This window comes from uncultured Maribacter sp., assembly GCF_963977385.1.
Lineage (GTDB): Bacteria > Bacteroidota > Bacteroidia > Flavobacteriales > Flavobacteriaceae > Maribacter.
The window spans coordinates 1-16,634 of sequence record NZ_CAXBOU010000015.1 but is presented as its reverse complement, the minus strand read 5'-3'; the positions used below and the strand labels follow the sequence as shown (position 1 = coordinate 16,634).

Here is a 16,634-nt window from a genome sequence, read left to right as displayed (position 1 = left end):
TATTAATCTGTTAAACAAAGCGTACTATTCTTAAATGCATCATTAACAAAGATTGTAGAGAAAATACAGGCCAAATATTTGGCCTGTATTATGACTCATTCATTATGTTAATACCCTGGATTCTGATCAGATTGATTCACAGCAGGATTATTGTTTATTTCATCTTCAGGAATTGGCCATAAAAGACGTTCGTCTAATATATTTTTACCTGCAGCTGCAAAGGCTTCTTTAACCGTACCTGTACGTTTTAAATCAAACCAACGTCTACGCTCTGTTATAAATTCATAGCCTCGCTCCTGTAAAACTGCACTTCTGAAATCGTTACCACTCATACCCGATGGATAGTCAACAGATGAGGGTGAGTTAGGATCAAAACCATATGCTCTTCTCTTAATCATATTAAGCCTATCCATAGCCAAGGAAGAAGGACCACCACTCGCCATACTTGAAGCTTCAGCATAAAATAAAAAGGCTTCGGTAAATCGATACATAGGAACACTATACACACTTTGACCTGAAGTATTCGTAATATATTTTTTAAACAAAATAGGTGTGGTATCCGGCAATGGAACCCACTCCCCATCGGAGTTCTGAATCTGTGTGTATAGATTGAAACCTTTTCGTAAGTCATTATCATCCCAACTATCACCAATAAATGAATTAGTATCAGGAAGCCATGCAAAAACACCTCCAGATGAATAGTTATAAGGAATATTACCTGCCCTATGTAAATAATTAGGAATTGTAGATTGTTTTGTTTCAGAATGGTGCATTGACATTATATCTTCAGTGCTTGTATCAACAGCGAAAATTTTATAAAAATCATCTGAATTTTCAACAGTAACGAGATTAAATGGACCGTTTACAATTACATCATCCGCTTTTTCGGCTGCGGCATCCCAATCTTCCATGGTTAAATATACATGTGCCAATAGCATTTTTGCCGCCCATTTTGATGCCCTTCCTGTTTGTCCTTCCACCTCTCCAAGACCACTTTCCGCAGCTAAACCATCAGCTATAATTAATTCATAGACTTTACTTACTGGTTCTCTTGGGGCTTCTACTGCACTTAAGTCTATACTTTCACTTATCTTAATAGGTACAGCTCCCCAACCACGAACTAATTCAAAATAACATAAAGCTCTTAAAAAATGTGCTTCAGCTATAATCTGTTCTTTTACACCAGCATCCATATCTTCGATACCAGGAACATTATCTAAGACTGCATTTGCTCGATTGATTGTATTATAAAAAGACGACCAATTGGTGGCACATCTTCCAATGTTTCTCTGATCTAATATTTGATCCCAAATAGTAATCGGTGCTTGTGATCCTCTTCCAAAAAGATAATCGCCATGCAACTCAGTCATTAAATAATTGGTAATTCCAAAAAAATCATTTTGCATACCAGCGTAAACACCAGCAATAGCCGCTTGCGCATCTTCTTCATTATTGTAGAAGTTTGCCTTGGATACAAAATCTTTTGGAACTTCTTCCAATGTCTTTTCACAAGCAGAGAAACATATGATTATTATTAATCCTAAAACTATATTTTTCATAATTATATGTCTTTATAAATTAAAATCTAAATTTTAAACCAATGGCATAAATTTTGGCACTGGGATAACTACTTTGATCGTGACCAAAACGTAGGCGATCACCCACATCACTTGAATCGGTACCCCTAGTATTTGCCTCTGGGTCAATACCAGAATAATTAGTGAAGGTGAAGAGGTTTGTGCCAGATACATACAACTGTGCCATGTCAAATCCGTTTAACCCAATTTCAGAAACTGGAAAATTATAAGCTAACCTCATAGACTTTACACGTAGATAACTAGCATCTTCAATAAATCTATCAGAAACAGTTATTTGTGTAGCACTACTTATTTTTGGGTACTTGGCATTAGAATCTGGATTTTCCGCTGTCCAATAATTTCCAATTATATCTTTAAACTGGTTATTCCCACGTTGGAAAGAATTTAAATGTGTTCCATTCGTTGCATTGAATAATTCATTGCCTTGAACACCTTCTAAAATCACATTTAATTCAACCCCCTTAAAACTAAAATTAGAAGTTATTCCATAAATAAAATCTGGATGATAGCTACCCAAAATTACACGATCCAAAGTGTTTATTACTCCATCAGCTACTCCATCAGGTCCACTAACGTCTTGATATTTAATGAAACCATTTTCATCCAAACCATCTTCAAGAAGACCATAAAAAGCACCCAAAGGCTCACCAACTCGTGCAATATTCGCGCTTGGCCAAACGGCACCTTGATCTGAACCAAAAATATCGCTATCTCCCGCAAGCTCAATTACCTTATTTTGATTAGCAGAAATTTGTGCCGAAGCATTCCATTTAAAATCATTTCTAAGGATATCCGCATCAATACTAAATTCAATACCTGAGTTTTGTATTTCACCTAAATTTCTTAAAATCGAACCAAAACCAACACTTGGAGGAAGCGGAACCGATGCAAGTAAATCTTTAGTATTCTTTTTATAGTAATCAAATACAAATCTAAAGCGATCATTAAATAAATTAAGATCAAATCCAACATCCAATTGCCCTGTAGTTTCCCATTTTAATTCACTGTTAGAAATACCTGTAGGAAAAAATCCGATAACATCAGTTTGATTTTCATAAATATATTTGACCGGGTTTAATCTGTCAAGAGATTGATAAGGATTTAACGCTGTGTTTCCAGTGATACCATAACTTGCTCTTAATTTTAGGTTAGATATGGTTGCACTATCTTCAAGAAATGTTTCATCTGAAAGACGCCATGCTACAGCAGCTGATGGGAAGTAACCCCACTTATTTTTTGCTCCGAACCTTGAAGACCCATCTGCCCTTATACTTGCAGTCAACATATATTTTCCATCAAAAATATAATTCACTCTTGAAAGAAATGATCCAAGTGTCCAATCAGAATAACCAGAGCTAGGGTTTCCAATAGTCTCAGCAGCACCAAGGTTAAAATTCTCAGTTATATTATTGGCAAATCCGCTAACACTTATATACGAATTACGGTCTGTATTGGTTTGATAAGTAGCACCTCCAATAATATTTAAACTATGCTTTTCATTTAAAACTTTTGAGTATGTCAAAACATTTTCAGTTAGAAAAGAATTAGAATATGAATTCCCTTCAGAAGCAGAGCCTCTATCATTTTCATATATAACCGGGGTAAAACCCTCACTACGAGCATTTCGATACTGCAATCCTAATAATGTCTTAAAAGAAAGGTTAGGTGATATTTGAAAATCAAATGTTGAATTTGCCAAAATACTATTTGAAAAATCTTGATCTTTATAAAGCGTATTTAATAATGGGTTTCTCATATCTGCTGACCCAAAATTATATGCCTGTTCAATTTGAGTAGGAAGTCCATCTTCATTATACAATGGTAATGTTGGTGGTGCAGAAGCGGCGGCAGAAAGCATCGATGTACCTCGGTTTCCATTATCAACATTGACAGAATTTATTTCATTTCTAGATAACTGAATGTTAATACCCATTTTCAGCCAACTTTTTAATTCTTGATCTAAATTGACTCTAACAGATCCTCTAGTAACGCCAGAATTTTCAATTATTCCTTCCTGATCATAATAATTACCTGATATAGAATATCTGCCTTTGTCAGAACTTCCAGAAAATGTAACGGTATGGTTTTGAACCGGAGATGTTCTAAAAATAGCATCCCACCAATCTGTTCCTGGGTTTTGTATTTCTGAAACATTAAAAAATGGATTCAATCCTTCATTTTTCAACCACTCATTAGCAACAGTTGCATATTCCTTAGCATCCAGCAAGTCATATCTACTAATAGCTTGTTGCATGCCAAAGAAACTATTAATTTCAACTTTACTTTCTTGACCCTTTTTTCCCCTTTTAGAAGTTATAATTACAACACCATTAGCACCTCGGGAACCATAAATTGCTGTTGCAGAGGCATCTTTTAAAATATCAACTGACTCTATATCTGCAGGATTTAGAAAATCTATACCACCCGTAACAGGAAAACCATCTACTACATATAATGGTTGATTATCTCCAATTAAAGAATTTCCACCTCTAATTCGTACCTCAATCCTAGATCCAGGAGTACCTGAATTTTGAGAAACTCTAACACCAGATGCACCTACTTTGAGCGCTTGTTCCATATTAAAAACTGGAACTGATTCAAGTGTCTCACTTTTTACCTGAGAAACTGACCCAGTTAAATCGGCCTTCTTCATCGTTCCATAACCGACGACTACTACTTCTTCCAAGCCTGCTGCGCTTTCTTCCAATACAACATTAATATTGACTTGTCCATTCAAGGAAATTTCCTTAGTAGCAAAACCTAAATATGAAATAACTAAAATGGCATTTTCATCGGTTATGTTTATCAAAAAATTACCATCAAAATCTGCAGTAACACCATTAGTAGTGCCTTTCTCTACTACACTGGCACCGGTTAAAGGTTGCCCATTAACATCAGAAATATTACCCTTTATTCCACTTTGGTCTGCTTTTTCCTTTAATTTAGGTAATTCAATTTTAGGTTTTCTATAAAGCTCATTTCTCTTTAATAATACCTTTCGATTATCAATTTCATAGGATACCACACCCTCTTCAAAAAGTAGTTTTAATACTGTCTGAATTGAAGCTTTTTTAATTTTTATGGTAACTTTTCGATTTAAATCTACAGCTTTGGTACTGAAAAGAAACTTAAACTCAGTGGTCGTTTCTATCTCATCTATAACCTCTCTAACAGTTGCATCTTCCTTATTCAAAGAAATTTTAGCTTTTTGAGAATAAGACGAATTCGCTAGCATAGCAAAACTAATCGTCATAAAAAATAGAAGTGACAACTTCATTTTAAGGTGATATTTAATATGCCAAGATAAAAATATCATTGGCTTTGGTTGTTTTTTCATAATTTTGAATGTTTACTAGTGGTTACTTTTTTAATTGGAATCACTTATTATTAATCGGGAAATGTTGGTGCATTTTCCGATTTTTCTTTTTAAGACCTTAAATCTTAATCAAGCTAAGTGATAATTTTAATTGATTTTTCTTAATTGGTATTTATCATAGGCAATTCATTTTTTAATTGATAATAATTTTATTTTCTACTATTTCAAATTCGATTTGATAAACCTTGTTAAAATATTTAAATACTTGTTCAATGGTTTCATGCTTAGTTTCTATTGTTGCATTAAATTTTTCATTTGCTAATTGATTATTATTATTTATGATTACAACATTATAATTACGCTCTAATTTTTGAATTATATTTTCAAAAGACACATTTCTAAAAACGAGGTTACCCTCCATCCAAGAAGTATAAAGTGAAGTGTTTACTTTTTGATTAACAATGTTCTTATCTTCCTTATGAAATACACCCATATAACCAGGCTGAAGAAATACTTCTTGATCTATACCTCCTTCCTCCATTAAATTAGATAGACTAACGGAACCTTCAACAAGAACAACTTCGGCTTCATCATCTTCTGAATAATTGGAAATATTAAATTTGGTCCCATATACTTTTACATCCAAATCTTGGATATTAACTATAAATTGCCTGATTTTATCAGGACTTACTTCAAAATACGCTTCCCCTTTCAAAGTAACCTTTCGGGGAATGTCTTCCTGGAATATTGTGGGATATGTAATGGAACTTCCTGCATTCATATGTACTTTAGTACCATCAGAAAGTACTATGCCAAATCGTTTTCCGTTAGGTATACTAAGCGTATTAAACTCTGATTTATATCTCCCTGTAGTTCCCTTGTATATCAATTGACTACCTTTCTTACCTCCTACTACATTACCAGCATTGTCAATTATTTGCGAGGTACCATCTTCTGTGATTACCTGCTTTTCACCATTTCCTAACTCTAATGTTATAAAATCTTCTCGTGGAACTACAATCTCATTTGTAGTAGTATTAAACAAATTGTTTTTCACCAAAAACCCAATGCTTAAAAAAACAATGGCTATCGCTGCATATTTAATAAAAGATAAAAATCTTATTTTTTTCTTTGCTTTGTTTTCATTTCGGATTTCCTTAATGAGTTCTCCTCTTACTTTATCTAAATTTGGGTCATTCATAGCTAAGTTTATTGCAAAATGAATTTTAACATATAGTTTAAAAATCATTTGATTCTTTTCCTCTCCAAGCCAATTATTAAGTACATCCAAATCTTCCACGTCAGCCGATTGGGTAAAATACTTAACTATCCGGTTTTCAATATCTTTAGATATCATTTGATGTTTCTTCTTTTAATTAATACAAGTGAAATTTACAATACCCTAACTTTTTTTTAATATTTTTTGTATAATCACATAATTTTTACCCTTTATTTGTTAAATAAACATTTATAATGGAAAAAGAGGAGAACAAGAAATTAATAGAAAAACTTATTTCTGGAGAAGAAAAGGCCTATATGATCCTCTTGGATAAATATCACAGACAATTAAATGCGTATGCTGTGACTTTGACCCATGAGCAATCTTTAGCTCAGGATATCGTCCAAAATGTGTTCCTTAAAACCTGGAAGTCTAGAAAAAAACTTAATCCTGAATTCTCCATTCGAAATTTTCTTTACAAATGCGTTTACAATGAATTTTTAAACTCCTATCAAAAAAACAAAACCGTTGTTTTATTAAATAAGAAATATATAGAATACTCTCATGAGGTAGCAGTAGAAATGGATGACAATATGATGGCAAAGATGATTGAAATCGTTAATAAAGAAATTAAAAAGCTGCCTCCAAAATGCCAAAAAGTTTTTATACTTAGTAAAAAAGAAGGTCTTACCAATAGTGAAATTGCAGAATATTTAAATGTTTCAATTAAGACTGTAGAAGCACAAATAACTAAAGCTTTTAGAATATTAAAGAATGAATTAGGCGATAAATATAAAACTATTTTGATGATAATATTTACAGATATGACTCGGAAATTTAGGCTGAATAATTAATTCTGATTACCCGTTAAAATTTGTCAAACTCTTTACCAACCTCTTAATATTTACACTTTAAATTAGGTTTTACACAGTAAAAAAAAGAACAATTAGACTTCAATGCTTAAAAGAGCTATGTAAAAATACCATTTTGCTGCTTTCCAAAAAATATTTGCTTTAGGAGGTATTAAAATGCAAAAAGTCGGCATTAAATGCCGACTTTTTATGTTCTGAATTTCAAAATTTATAGGCTAGAGCATTATGTAGCCACCAATAATTAACGGACTTACTTTATACCGATTTTTGTGGATTAGCACAATCAATCCTCAATTAAGCCTCACAACTCGCACAGTCTTTTTTCTGTTTGAACTTTTGTGCTGCGTTCATACTATGTTGGTAGTAAAGAGATTTTAAACCAAGTTTCCAAGCTGTTACGTGAATCTTATTAATTTCCTTTACAGGCATATCAGGGTGAACGATAATGTTTACAGATTGGCCTTGGTCAATATGATTTTGTCTGTTGGCAGCTTGATAGATGATATCCATTTGGTCTATCTCAGAATATGTTTTGAACACTTCCTTTTCCAAATCGGATAGAAAATCTAAATGCTGTACAGAACCATCTCGCTCACGAATACTTCGCCAAACTTCGGTGATATTCTGACCTTTATCTTCCAATAAATCTACCAAAAATGGATTCTTTATCGTCGTCTTTATCTTAGCAATATCTTTAACATAAATATTAGACCAAATAGGCTCAATACCCTGTGATACTTGACCTAGAATAAAAGCAGATGACGTTGTAGGTGCTACCGCGTTCAAAGTCGCGTTACGACGTCCGTAACCCTTCAATACTTCCGGCTCCCCAAATTTAACAGCTAGTTCTTCGGATGCTTTGTAAGATTTTGTTTTTATCGTTCTAAATATTTCATTGTTCAAGTCATATGCTTTTTGACTATTGAACGGAAGCATTTCTGATTGCAATAACGAATGCCATCCTAATACTCCTAAACCTAAAGCTCGGTTTTCCTTAGCGAAATTATAGGCGCGTTCCATAAACATGAACGTCTGTCTGTCTTCTCGTTTATCGGAATCACGATATACTTCTAGTTTCTCAAGAAATTCCGTAATTACGGCATCTAAAAAATAGACCATAGTCTCAACCGCATCGGTATTTTTCCACTTATCAAAATGCATCACATTTATTGAGGAAAGCACACAAACAAAGGACCAATTATCATTTGATGGCAACATTATTTCTGTGCAAAGATTACTTGCGTAAATCGTATGTTGTTTGTCTTTGTAAACATCTGCAGCGCCATTGTTCGCATTATCCTTAAAGAATATATACGGATAGCCCATTTCACCACGACGTTGCAAAACTTTAGCCCAGATAGCGCGTTTATCACTATCGCCATCAACCATTTCTTGCATCCACTCATTGGTAACGGTAACCCCATGTGTTAATTCTTGGATAGGATTTCCTTCTGTACCGATTTCTAAAAACTCAGAAATATCTGGGTGCTCCACCGGTAAATAAGGAGAAAAACGACCACGACGAACTGAACCTTGGCTAACAACGTCTACCATAGATTCAAAGAGCTGCATAATATGAACCGCCCCAGAAGCCTGACCGTTATTTTTTACTTCGGCACCACGATGCCTGATTTTTCCAAAATATCCTGATGTTCCTCCGCCCATTTTGGACATCATACCTACCTCTGACTGGGTGTATAGAATATTACCCATATCATCATCGATATGTGAGCCAAAACAACTGATTGGCAATCCTCTTTCTTTTCCGAAATTAGACCAAACCGGTGAGGCTAAGGAATAAAAGCCTTCTGACATATAGCCATAAAACTTATCTGAAAATCCATCTATCTTTAATATGCTTTCTGCTCTATCCGCAATTTCACGAATACGCTGTTCTGCGGTTACTCCATCTGTCAAATAGCCTGAATTCAAAAAATCACGACTATGTTTTGTCAGCCATTCGAAACCTGATTCCGAATTTTCCTTGTGATTTTTCAAAGCTTCCTTTCTTGCTTGTATAAGTTGGTCGCCTTCTGAAATTGTTGTTTTAGTTTCGTGGGTAGTGTTTAATTCGTTCATTTAAAAAAGGTCGTCGCTAGTTATACTTTTTGTTCTTTTACTATAGTTTATTGATCGTTTCACGAAGAAATCGCCATGTTTAGTTCCGATAATTTCATCATCGAACCATTCCGTCTCGGCTAATAGTTCTTCACTTACTTCAAATATTTTTTCGATACCGATACTTTCCAATGAATTATTGAAACGGTTTTTGATAAATTCATTTACCACATTCTTTGGCAAGAAATCAAGTTCTCCTTTTTCAAAAATCCAATCTACAATTTCACTTTCTGCAGTAAATGCTTCTCGGCACATTTGCTGAATCATTAAATTCTTCTCAGCATTAAACCAATCAGGGTTTTCATCTTTTATAATCCTAATGACATCAATACCAAAATCACCGTGAATCTGTTCTTCTTTTGAAGTTGCCTCCACTACATTAGATATCCCTTTAAACATATTTTTATGTTTATTGAACGCCATTATAATCAAGAATTGAGAAAACAAGGAAACATGCTCTATAAACAAAGAGAATAATAAAATTGACTCTGCATATTCTTTGTTATCGTCACTATGCGCATTCTTAAGGGCAGTTTCCAAATACTGAACCCGCTTCATCATTACCGGTTTTTTCTTCAAATTTTTGAACTCGCTATTAAGTCCAAGAATTTCAAGTAAGTGCGAGTATGCATCGGCATGTCTTACTTCACTTTCTGCGAAAGTGGCTCCCACAGAACCAATTTCCGGTTTAGGCATTCTATGGTAAATATCACCCCAAAAACTCTTAACCGCTACTTCAATTTGGGAGATAGCTAACATAGTATTCTTAAGCGCACTTCGTTCGATTTCTGTCAAACCCGTTTTAAAATCTTGAATATCACTAGTAAAATTAAATTCAGAGTGAATCCAATACGAATGACGTATCGCCGGTACGTATTCATAAAGCTGAGGATACTCGTAAGGTTTTAAATTGATACGTTTTTCGAAAATATTCGTCTTACGTCTTTGAGCCTGTTCGTTTCTATAAATTATATATGCTTTTGCAACATCGAAAAAACCGCCTTCCATCAATTTAGTCTCCACAAAATCTTGTACTTCCTCCACCGTTGGAGTATAGCTCTCATCAGCAGACTTCCGCTCTAAAAGAGCGTTATGAACATTTTTTGAAATCTCCTCTGCCTCACCAGGACCACCATGTTCTTCAGCCGTCATGGCTTTTAATATGGCATTAGTTATTTTATGTAGCTGAAAAGGTTTAGTCGTAAAATCTCTTTTGACTAGATGGGTTATTATCATAGTATTTTATCTCGGAATTGTTCTAAATATAGAAGTATAAAGGTCTAGATTTATTCCCCTTGCTTTTTATAAACTTGAATTAGGTTTTCCACATTTTATTAACATTGATCACTATTCAATTAAATAAGGTTTGCTAAAAGCCTCAATTAAAACATAATATGTGAATTAAAAGAGAGAAAATAAAATGGAAACAAATATGAACCAATTCAAATACCAATCCTATGATAAATGGATACCAACTACAAGCTATATATACTATATGTTGACTTTTTTAGTGGTGAGTCTAATCGATTTTTTTAACAGTTAAAAACCTTCAAAGTTTGGAAGTGTACATACAGGTATAGCACTAGAGGAAGATGAGAATTCACATGTTTCAGGCAGTAAAATAATTAATAAACTTTCTGTTGATGCAGAGTTAAACCATTCTTTGTTATGTGCTAGCCAAAATTATTAGGAAGTAAGAAGCTTCCTTTATATATTCATTTCCGTTTTAAAGTGCTAGTAACACGAAATTGGACTTGCGTAATCTCATTGGAAAGAAAGTACTACGTTGCCTACTTAGAAGTTGTTAGTTATTTATCAGAAGAAAATTATTCTTGCGAAAGATTACATATATGTACAACCTTAAACAGGTCATATCCATTTCTAAACTTTAGATTAGAATAGTTGTGTGATTTTAACCATGTATAGTTTCTTCTTTACCATAGTTTTTAATTACTTCAGCTTCAAATTCTACTAACTCTTGCCAGCGTTTATCTACATCTATATGCTGACCATACTTACGAGCAAAGCCAATAAAAGTTGTGTAATGACCTGCTTCGCTAATCATTAAATCATTGTAAAATTTAGATAGTTCTGGGTCTTTTATTTCTTGTGAAAGTAGTTTGAAACGTTCACAGCTTCTCGCCTCAATCATAGCAGAGAATAAGAGTCTGTCTACCATTGATTGCAGTCTGTTACCACCTTTGTTCATAAACTTATAAAGCTCATTCACGTAGCTGTCTTTGCGTTCTCTTCCTAATGTGTATCCACGCTCTTTAATAATATCATGAACCATTTGAAAGTGTACTAATTCTTCTTGTGCTAAAAGGAGCAAGTCAGTAACTAAATCTGGGTATTCAGAATTAAGTGTTATTATAGTAATTGCATTAGTAGCAGCCTTTTGTTCACACCATGCATGATCTGTCAGTATTTCTTCTATGTTTTTTTCAACAATATTAACCCAACGTGGGTCTGTCGCTAATTTTAAATGAAGCATGGCCGTTAGTTTTTGTAAAAATAGGTGTCAGCAATAAAAGAATAGCTACTATAAATATAGATATTTGTAAAATAAAAGAAGTTTATAACCTTCTTGGCACTTAGTTTGTTGTTCATTTACTTAAAATAGAGACCTTTTTAATGCTAATTTTAAAAACCCATTATCATCCTGAAGTAGATTCATTAGAGAATAAATCTGTTTTCACAAGACTAGCTACTAGAAGTATAGCACTACAAGGTGCTAACATATTACTACTTTACACCGAAAGATATGAAGACTACAGTCTACCAGGCGGAGGCTTAGATTTAGGGGAAGATAAAACTGAAGGTATGATTCGTGAGCTTAAAGAAGAAACTGGAGCTCGAGATATTAAAAATATACAACCCTTTGGGGCTTACGAAGAATACAGACCCTGGCATAAACCAGGTTATGATATTCAACATATGGTTTCATATTGCTACACCTGTGACATTAACACAGAACTTGGCGAAACAAATTTGGAGTCTTATGAAATAAAAAATGGCATGAAAGCGATATGGGTTAACATTCATGAGGCTATTGCTCATAATAATAAGACGATGACTACCAGTAATAAAAAAGGGATGTCTATTGAACGGGAAACTTTTCTATTAAAGCGAATTGCAGAACAATTAATATAACCGACAATTTTGGCTTTAAAACGTATCTAGTTCTATTAAAATCTCAGAAAAACCAGGACGTTTTTTAACTTCTGAAACGAAACATGATATTATTAGTTTTTCCCATTTGGTCCGAAGTTCATGGCAAATCTCATTTTCATTCACAAGTCCGAATATATCCTCTATCAAACATCCAAAAGCTCTCACTTCTACACGTTCAATTAAACTCGCAACATTTGAATTAATATCATAGAAAGTTGCTGCGCCAAAATCACCCAAAAGACATTCTGCTGTTTTATTTACCAATATATTATGAGCATAAAGGTCTCCATGATTAATACCTTTATGATGTAATTGAGCACAAACGGAAACGATACCTTTTGTAATCTTAAGTAGCTCAGCTCCGTTAAAGGAAATGTTCTCATCAAACACATCACGCGTACAACTCTCTAAACTTGGCGGATTCCCCAAATTAAAATAAGAAGGTTCTATAAGCTTCATGATCAATCCGATTTTTTCTTCAGGATGATTTTTTATTTTTCCTAAAACTTGAATCAAGTTTTCGTGAAAGCCCGCTGCAATAGCGATTCCCATTTCATCATCTGGCAAACCGTCGCTAGTTACAGCTCCTTTAAAAATCTTTATAGCTACGTCCTTGCTTTTTGAAATCCAATTAGCTTTTGAAATAAAACCAGAGGCACCTTCACCAAGTAAATCTTGAACCGCAAAATCATTCCAGTGAAATAAATCAATAGTTGTATCTATTGGGATTTTATAAGTAACAGGATTTCCGCCAAATGCTACCCAAGATAACTTCGGCAACTCAAATAACCAGTTTGGAATAACTTTTAGCTTATTAGCCGAAACCCTTATGAGTTCTAGATTTACGCAGTTCGCCATTTCTGCAGGTAGTTCTTCCAGTAGATTACCTGCTAATGCACATTTTTGAAGCTGTAGACAATGGCCAATACTTTGTGGTAATTTATTAATCTTATTATCGGTTAAAATTAACCAGTTTAGATTCGGAGGAAATGAATCATCAGGAACGGTTTCAATTTGATTAGATTTAAACCCGATCATATTCAAAACGGGGAGTTTACTCAGTATGGAAGGAAACGATGTGAAATTATTACGAGCGAAAAATATAATCTTTAAGTTCCTTAGCTGGACTATGCTATCAGGTAATTCAGATAATTGGTTGTCTGATAAATCTAAAACTTCTAAGGTGTCTGCAAGCGATAATATTTCAATAGGAAACTCCTTTAAATCACAGGCTAATTTCAGTTCTTTTGAGCCAATGAGTTTCCCTGATTTTAAATCCTTTAAAGTATGCGTCATGTAAAAAATTGTAGGGTGCAAATTTAACTACTATTACCTTTGATTTCGAATAAAAGCAATTAAGGTCTGAAATTATTAAAAAAAATAAGCGTTGTTACACAAGTCATTGCAACAGTTAAGCTGTTCTATAAATATTCACTCCTTATTATTAGGAAGTAGCATTGATAAATAAAAAAGGGATTAGAATTAGTGAAATAGTAGATTATATAAATCTATCCATTATTACTGTAGCGTATCAAACAGCAAAAGCTATAAAAATGTAATGACAAATGCGAAACAATTATTATGATAATATTTACTGATTGGACCGGGAAATTACGAGTGAATCACTAATTTTGTGAAGCAATTTCAATAATTTGCTAATTTCCGTACACTTTCCGGGACTTTTTGTACCTCAAATTACAATACCCACCGTTATATAAGGAAATATAATTCCAGCATCGGCAAATAATAAAAATCACACCAACTTTATGTTTAGCTTTTTTAGTAAAAAACATTTTTTAATTGACCATCTTGAGGGTTTCATTGATATTCACAATCATATATTACCTGGTATAGATGATGGTGCAAAAACCGTTGATGAGTCTATCGAACTTATAAAAGGTTTTGGTGAATTTGGGGTTACTGATTTTATATGTACTCCACATATCATGGAGAATTATTATCCTAACAACCCTACAACGATTAATAGTTCTCTTAGTTTACTTAAAAATGGTCTAAAAATGAACAATTTAGACCATGTGAACATTGATGCGGCAGCAGAACACATGATAGACTCCGGGTTCGAAAAGCTTCTTGATGACAAAAAAATAATGCCGCTTTCTAAAAGTTATATTTTAATAGAGATGTCTTATTTACAACCCGCAATCAATTTCGATGGAGCATTGCATGAAATTAAGGAAAAAGGTTACTTTCCCATTCTTGCTCATCCAGAACGCTATGTTTATATGCATAATACAAGATATAAATATAAAAACATCAAAGAGGAAGGGGTGCTTTTTCAACTTAACATTCTGTCATTAACCCAGTTCTATGGCAAAGAAGTCCAAAAAATGTGCCTAAGTCTTTTAAAAGAGAAGACCATAGACTTTATTGCTTCAGATATACATAATTTAAAACAATTGAAATTTTTAAAGGAGGCCAAGATTAATTCAAATCAACTAAACCTAATTCGACCAATTATTGAAAGGACAATTTATAATTTCAAATATAATTAAACGTTTAAAATCCAATGTTTATAATACGGCATTATCGATTTAAATAAGCTTAGTTGTCAACTTACAATTGAACTACTGAAAATGACTTTTATATAATTGGTAATCACATAAACCCTAAAAGTTTAAATGAATAAAAAGAAGATATTGATGTTATAGGCTAATTTTAGATAGTATATTAAATCATAATAATGTAATACTTATTACGAAATACTCTCAATATATAGGACAGTTTAAAGGTTTTATTTTGTTAGTGGCATAAAGTTGATTCGGTTGGTTTTCCTATTTCGGCGTGCCTTCTTTTGGTATTATAAATCCCAATATATTCATTGACCATTTGATACAGCTCAAGACTTCCATTAGGCAGGTTGTGGTAAATTTTTTAATACTTAATGGACTTACAAACCACTTAATATAAATATTGTCCAGAGCTATTCCTTTGTTGTCCAATTATCTTTCATTTCGTTGTTCTCCAGCTCATCGATGTAATCAGTATTAGTATATTGAGATTTCTAATCAGAGTTGTGTATCTACGGAGCTCCATATTGAGCTTTAGTATCTTCCAATAGTTCTATAAACCACTCTTTATCCATCAAGTTTTAAACGCTCCAGTTTAGTGTTTTATACTGTACACCTCGATTAAGGTATTAATACAGATGAACCCGTATAGCGTCAGAATATAAGTGATATTGGTCTTCCAAACTTGATTAGGGCGTTCGATATCCAAATTTTTTAAAAGGTAGGTGAACTTATAGGTCTTAGGGTCTTTAATATTGGTCTTTTACATATCGTTTGAAGCCCTATAAGTTAATACAGACTATTAACTCGATGACCCAGATTAAGATTCAGGTAATCGTTCATACGATTTGTACCGTAACAAGGATGCTACAAAAAAAAGAGTCTATCTCCTTCACCAACCTTAAATTATGGGCACCTTCACCACTGAGCCTATAATACAGCCCTGAACGATGTATTTTAAGAAATTTTAATTGCTGAACAAGACTTTGCCTTGGATAGCAATTTACACTTTCCTTCTTCTATTCGTGGTGCTCTTTTATTCAAGAATTTGTTTAAAAAATTATTCTCTATCTGAAACTGACCTATCTTGTTGTAGAGGCGGGTAGGTATCAGAAATAGCATCTTGTTTTTTGGATTTTAGGTAATTGATCAAATCGGTATTATGTAGAAACTAATGCTTCCAAATTGAAATTTGATTTGGATGGAACTCAAATTTTACAGCAAGCTCTTGAATGCTAATACGATCCCTTGTCGCTTCAATAGTTACATTAGCTTTGAAAGGTGTACTTAATTTTCTTCTTGTACTTTTTATATTTGACAGGGTTAAATTAAAACTTGTTTAAAATGTCAGAATGGGGAAATAAGTCCGGGCAATATAAATTATTTTATAAAAATAATAAAATGTTTTAGTACCCTAGTATTCCGTATTAATGTATTTTTTAGAAGTATGATAAACCATAAAAAAAAACTTACTTTATTCAATGATTATCTTCTCCATATAACTCATATTGGTATTATTATTTACGTTTACCATGTAGATACCAGGAGCCATCGTACTCACATCTAACTGATAACCGTCACCTACTTGATTTAATTCATTGACATGATTCTTTCTTATAAGCCTTCCTGCAATATCATAAATTACAATTGATTCTAGTCTTGTATTTATCCCACCTTTAAGAACTATGTTAACGAATGTAGTAGCAGGATTGGGATAAACTTCTACAACTACCCAAATAATCCTTGCTTTTAATGGTACTAAAGGCACATTAGATATTGTAAAGCTGATAGTACTTATACTTCCCGTAG

Annotated in this window: 11 protein-coding genes; 3 read left to right on the top strand and 8 right to left on the bottom strand. The window is 33.3% G+C overall.

Features of this window, described 5'->3' with window-relative positions; genetic code table 11:
- Positions 1–107: 107 nt before the first annotated feature.
- From AAC084_RS15060 to AAC084_RS15050, 3 genes are all read right to left on the bottom strand, one after another.
- Positions 108–1,559, bottom strand: a complete 1,452-nt coding sequence (locus AAC084_RS15060; RefSeq protein WP_339841029.1) for a RagB/SusD family nutrient uptake outer membrane protein — start codon at positions 1,557–1,559, stop codon at positions 108–110.
- Between the two features lie 19 nt (positions 1,560–1,578).
- Positions 1,579–4,935 carry a TonB-dependent receptor gene (locus AAC084_RS15055; RefSeq protein ID WP_339841028.1) on the bottom strand — a complete coding sequence of 1,119 codons (3,357 nt, stop codon included), beginning with the start codon at positions 4,933–4,935 and terminating at the stop codon, positions 1,579–1,581.
- A 172-nt stretch (positions 4,936–5,107) separates the two neighbouring features.
- Positions 5,108–6,271 carry a FecR domain-containing protein gene (locus AAC084_RS15050; protein WP_339841027.1) on the bottom strand — a complete coding sequence of 388 codons (1,164 nt, stop codon included), beginning with the start codon at positions 6,269–6,271 and terminating at the stop codon, positions 5,108–5,110.
- Positions 6,272–6,387: 116 nt separating this feature from the next.
- On the opposite strand from AAC084_RS15050, the gene AAC084_RS15045 reads away from it, so the two are divergent.
- Positions 6,388–6,987 carry an RNA polymerase sigma-70 factor gene (locus tag AAC084_RS15045; protein WP_339841026.1) on the top strand — a complete coding sequence of 200 codons (600 nt, stop codon included), beginning with the start codon at positions 6,388–6,390 and terminating at the stop codon, positions 6,985–6,987.
- A gap of 312 nt (positions 6,988–7,299) precedes the next feature.
- On the opposite strand, the gene AAC084_RS15040 is transcribed toward AAC084_RS15045, so the two are convergent.
- The 3 genes from AAC084_RS15040 to AAC084_RS15030 all read right to left on the bottom strand — a co-directional run bounded on the left by AAC084_RS15040 (position 7,300) and on the right by AAC084_RS15030 (position 11,617).
- A complete protein-coding gene (locus AAC084_RS15040; protein ID WP_339841024.1) occupies positions 7,300–9,084 on the bottom strand; it encodes a ribonucleoside-diphosphate reductase subunit alpha in 1,785 nt (594 codons plus the stop codon).
- Positions 9,085–10,359: a ribonucleotide-diphosphate reductase subunit beta gene (locus tag AAC084_RS15035; protein ID WP_339841023.1), complete on the bottom strand. Its 1,275-nt coding sequence runs from the start codon at positions 10,357–10,359 to the stop codon at positions 9,085–9,087.
- Positions 10,360–11,035: 676 nt separating this feature from the next.
- A complete protein-coding gene (locus tag AAC084_RS15030) occupies positions 11,036–11,617 on the bottom strand; it encodes a tRNA-(ms[2]io[6]A)-hydroxylase (protein WP_339841021.1) in 582 nt (193 codons plus the stop codon).
- A 140-nt stretch (positions 11,618–11,757) separates the two neighbouring features.
- Here AAC084_RS15030 and AAC084_RS15025 point away from each other — a divergent pair, with 140 nt between their 5' ends.
- A complete protein-coding gene (locus tag AAC084_RS15025) occupies positions 11,758–12,276 on the top strand; it encodes an NUDIX hydrolase (protein ID WP_339841020.1) in 519 nt (172 codons plus the stop codon).
- 15 nt (positions 12,277–12,291) lie between these two features.
- On the opposite strand, the gene AAC084_RS15020 is transcribed toward AAC084_RS15025, so the two are convergent.
- On the bottom strand, positions 12,292–13,593 hold the full coding sequence (locus tag AAC084_RS15020) for a leucine-rich repeat-containing protein kinase family protein (protein ID WP_339841018.1): 1,302 nt from the start codon (positions 13,591–13,593) through the stop codon (positions 12,292–12,294).
- Positions 13,594–14,063: 470 nt separating this feature from the next.
- On the opposite strand from AAC084_RS15020, the gene AAC084_RS15015 reads away from it, so the two are divergent.
- Entirely contained in the window at positions 14,064–14,810 is a 747-nt protein-coding gene (locus AAC084_RS15015) for a CpsB/CapC family capsule biosynthesis tyrosine phosphatase (RefSeq protein WP_339841017.1), read from the top strand.
- Between the two features lie 1,489 nt (positions 14,811–16,299).
- Here AAC084_RS15015 and AAC084_RS15010 read toward each other — a convergent pair.
- The coding region (locus AAC084_RS15010; RefSeq protein ID WP_339841016.1) for a T9SS type A sorting domain-containing protein at positions 16,300–16,634 on the bottom strand (335 nt) is incomplete at its 5' end.

Bases quoted from the DNA above. Each gene is read 5' to 3' on its own strand.
- AAC084_RS15020 (WP_339841018.1), bottom strand. From the start codon at position 13,593: ATGACGCATACTTTAAAGGATTTAAAATCAGGGAAACTCATTGGCTCA.
- AAC084_RS15045 (WP_339841026.1), top strand. From the start codon at position 6,388: ATGGAAAAAGAGGAGAACAAGAAATTAATAGAAAAACTTATTTCTGGA.
- AAC084_RS15060 (WP_339841029.1), bottom strand. From the start codon at position 1,559: ATGAAAAATATAGTTTTAGGATTAATAATAATCATATGTTTCTCTGCT.
- AAC084_RS15030 (WP_339841021.1), bottom strand. From the start codon at position 11,617: ATGCTTCATTTAAAATTAGCGACAGACCCACGTTGGGTTAATATTGTT.
- AAC084_RS15040 (WP_339841024.1), bottom strand. From the start codon at position 9,084: ATGAACGAATTAAACACTACCCACGAAACTAAAACAACAATTTCAGAA.
- AAC084_RS15025 (WP_339841020.1), top strand. From the start codon at position 11,758: ATGCTAATTTTAAAAACCCATTATCATCCTGAAGTAGATTCATTAGAG.
- AAC084_RS15035 (WP_339841023.1), bottom strand. From the start codon at position 10,359: ATGATAATAACCCATCTAGTCAAAAGAGATTTTACGACTAAACCTTTT.
- AAC084_RS15050 (WP_339841027.1), bottom strand. From the start codon at position 6,271: ATGATATCTAAAGATATTGAAAACCGGATAGTTAAGTATTTTACCCAA.
- AAC084_RS15015 (WP_339841017.1), top strand. From the start codon at position 14,064: ATGTTTAGCTTTTTTAGTAAAAAACATTTTTTAATTGACCATCTTGAG.
- AAC084_RS15055 (WP_339841028.1), bottom strand. From the start codon at position 4,935: ATGAAAAAACAACCAAAGCCAATGATATTTTTATCTTGGCATATTAAA.